Source organism: Microbacterium sp. UBA837, from assembly GCF_002296025.1.
Classification (GTDB): Bacteria; Actinomycetota; Actinomycetes; order Actinomycetales; family Microbacteriaceae; genus Microbacterium.
Map to the genome: position 1 here is coordinate 1 of NZ_DBHD01000173.1, position 3,260 is coordinate 3,260.

Here is a 3,260-nt window from a genome sequence, read left to right on the forward strand (position 1 = left end):
TGATCGTCTACGCCCTGTTCCGCTGGGCGTCGGGGCGCGACCTCGTGATCGGCTCGGTGCTCGTGATCGCGAGCCTCAGTCTCACCTTCGTGCGAGGCGGGGGACTTCTCGAGCTGGTCGGCGGATTCGCCCTCCTGCTCATGTCGGTCCTGCTCGGCATGGCGTTTCGCTACCGCGCCGGCGCCCGTCTGCGCCTGCTGGAACGCATCCGCATGCACGAACGGGAGCAGCTCGCACGCGACCTGCACGACACCGTCGCGCACCACGTCACGGCGATCGCGATCCGCGCGCAGGCGGGCACCGCGGTCGCACCGCACGACCCGTCCGCGGCGCAGGACGCGCTCCGCGTGATCGAGACCGAGGCGGCCAAGACCCTGCGCGAGCTGCGGTCGATGGTGCGCGTGCTGCGAGACGGTGAGACGGCCGAGCTCGCCCCGAGTCCCGGCCTCGGCGACATCGCACAGCTCGCGACCACCACGCCCGGCGGCGTCGTGGTCGAGGTCGCTGTCAGCGAGACCGAGGTGAGCATCCCTCCGCCCGTTGCCGCCGCGGTGTTCCGCATCGCGCAGGAGTCAGTGACCAACGCCCTCCGTCACTCCCGTCACCTGACCCGGGTCGAGGTGGTCGCCGTGGCCGACGAGACCGGCGTGCGACTGAGCGTCGTCAACGACGGCGACCTGGCGGCGCCGCCCGCGCCCGGCTTCGGCCTCATCGGCATGAGCGAGCGCGCGGCCCTGCTGGGCGGCACCTGCGAAGCCGGCCCGCGACCGGACGGCGGGTGGGCTGTGACCGCGACCCTCCCTCGTGTTGGATGGGCTCCGTGACCATCCGCGTGCTCATCGCCGACGATCAGGAGCTCGTTCGCACGGGGCTCAGCATGATCCTCGACGCACAGCCGGATATCGAGGTCGTCGGGCAGGCATCCGACGGCAACCAAGCTGTCGCGCTGGCGCGCCGGCTGCGTCCGGACGTGTGCCTCTTCGACATCCGGATGCCGGGCCTCGACGGCATCCAGGCGACCCGCATTCTCGCCGGTCCCGACATCCAGGACCCGATGGCGGTGGTCATCATCACCACCTTCGACCTCGACGAATACGTGTTCGACGCGCTGCGGGCAGGAGCCAAGGGATTCCTCCTCAAGGATGCCGGGTCAGAACTGCTCGCCCAGGCGATCCGCGCCGCCGCGAACGGTGACGCCCTGATCGCGCCCAACGTCACAGTGCGGCTGCTGCACGTCTTCAGCGCTGCGGCCCCGTCGCCGGTTCCGCAGCCGATCGAACCGCTCACCGAGCGTGAGGAGCAGGTGCTCGCCGACGTCGCGCGCGGGCTCAGCAACAGTGAGATCGCGACGAACCTCTACATCACCCTCAGCACCGTTAAGACGCACATCGCGAGCCTCATGACCAAGCTCGGCGCCCGCAACCGCGTCGAGATCGCGATCTGGGCACACCAGACGGGGCGGATGCGCGACCAGAGTCCCCGTCCGTAAGGTCCCGACGACGTTCCTCCGCGCGAGGAGGCCTGCGGTACGTGTGGCCAACTCCTCACATCCGCGGGCGGCGCGGGAGTCCTGCGCGCCGGATGCCGTGCCGGGCCGCGGTATTGAGGAGTTGGCGACGGATGCCGATGCCGCCGACCGAGCATCGCTAGTGTTGTCGCGTGACCGACGCCGCAGCATCCGTGCCCGCCACCCCCGCCGCGCCGCCGCGGCCGAAACTCGTGCTGACGGCGCTGATCCTCGGCGCCCTCGTGTGCAACATCAACCTCGCCGCCGCGAACATCGCCCTCCCCGACATCGGGGATGCGTTCGGCGCCGGGCAGACCGCGCTCAACCTCGTCGCCGTGGGCTGCTCGCTGGGCCTCGCGATGTCGGTCCTCTACCTCGGCGCCGTCGCCGACCGGTACGGACGCAAGCAGCTGCTCGTCCTCGGCCTCGGCCTCACGGTGGTCATCAGCTTCGTCGCCGCGTTCTCGGCATCCGTCGAGATGCTCATCGTCGCGCGCATCCTCACCGGCATCGCCGCCGGCATGGCCTACCCCGTGACCCTCTCGCTCATCACCGCCCTGTGGGGACCGGGCAAGCAGCGCACCCTCGCGATCGCGCTGTGGTCGGCGGTCAGCGCCACCGCGACCGTCGTCGGATCGGTGCTCGCCGGCGTACTGCTGCTGTGGTTCTGGTGGGGCTCGGCGTTCCTGCTGGCCGTCCCCTTCGCCCTCGCCGGATTCATCCTCGTGTGGATGTTCGTGCCCAGCCACGTCGCCGAGAACAACGAGAAGGTCGACCACCTCGGCGGTGTGATCTCGGTGTTCATGATCGGATCGATCGTGCTCGGGCTCTCGACCGTGTTCGTGCCCGACACCGCCACGTTCGGGCTCATCCTGCTGATCGCCGCCGTGGTGCTGCTGGGGCTGTTCGGGTGGCGGCAGGCGACGGCATCCTCGCCCCTCTACGACCTGCGCGTCGCGCGGCGACGGATGTTCTGGGCGCCCGCGACCGGCGGCATGATCGTCTTCGGGTCGCTCATGGGGGCGATGTTCGTGGGGCAGCAGTTCCAGCAGAACATCCTCGGGTACTCCACCCTGGATGCCTCCCTCTCGATCGTGCCCGCCGGTGTCGGCCTGCTGCTGGTCGCGCCGCAGTCCGCGAAGCTCGTCCTCACCCGCGGATCGCGCTTCACGATGATGATCGGCTACCTGTTCGTGCTGTTCGGGTTCATCACGATGCTCTTCTGGAACGAGACCACCCCGTTCTGGTACGTCTCGATCGCCTACCTCGTGATCGGGATCGGCGCGGGGTTCGCGATGACCCCGGCATCCCGGGCGATCACCGAATCGACCCCGGTGCGCCGCGTCGGGATGGCCTCTGCCACCGCCGACCTGCAGCGAGACCTCGGCGGATCGATCATGCAGGGCGTGCTCGGCGCCATCCTCGCCGCCGGCTTCGCCCACCACTTCGGCAAGCTCATCTCCGAGTCCTCGCAGGCCTCGAGCATCAGCGACCAGGTCGTCGCGGCGCTGCAGGCCTCGTACGCTTCGGCGCTGCACGTGGCCGACCAGTACCCGCAGTACAAAGACCAGATCCTGACCGCCGCCCGCCAGTCGCTGGAGACCGGGTCGATCGCGGCCTACGCCTTCGGCGCGATCGCCATCGCCATCGGCGCCGCGGTCGTCTGGTTCTTCCTCCCGAAGAAGCAGAAGGAACTCGAGCTCGTCGCCTCCTACGAGAAGGCCGACGCCGACAAGGCCTGAGCCGGATGCGG

3 protein-coding genes are annotated in these 3,260 nt (G+C 69.6%); all 3 read left to right on the top strand.

Annotated features, from left to right (window positions below; translation table 11 throughout):
* A partial coding sequence (locus tag B3587_RS12220; protein ID WP_292729052.1) for a sensor histidine kinase occupies window positions 1-824 on the top strand: 824 nt, incomplete at its 5' end.
* Entirely contained in the window at window positions 821-1,489 is a 669-nt protein-coding gene (locus tag B3587_RS12225; RefSeq protein WP_292729054.1) for a response regulator, read from the top strand. The genes B3587_RS12220 and B3587_RS12225, both read left to right, overlap by 4 nt.
* A gap of 170 nt (window positions 1,490-1,659) precedes the next feature.
* Window positions 1,660-3,249 (top strand): MFS transporter, encoded by a 1,590-nt coding sequence (locus B3587_RS12230; RefSeq protein ID WP_228178996.1) that lies wholly within the window; start codon window positions 1,660-1,662, stop codon window positions 3,247-3,249.
* Window positions 3,250-3,260 lie beyond the last annotated feature (11 nt).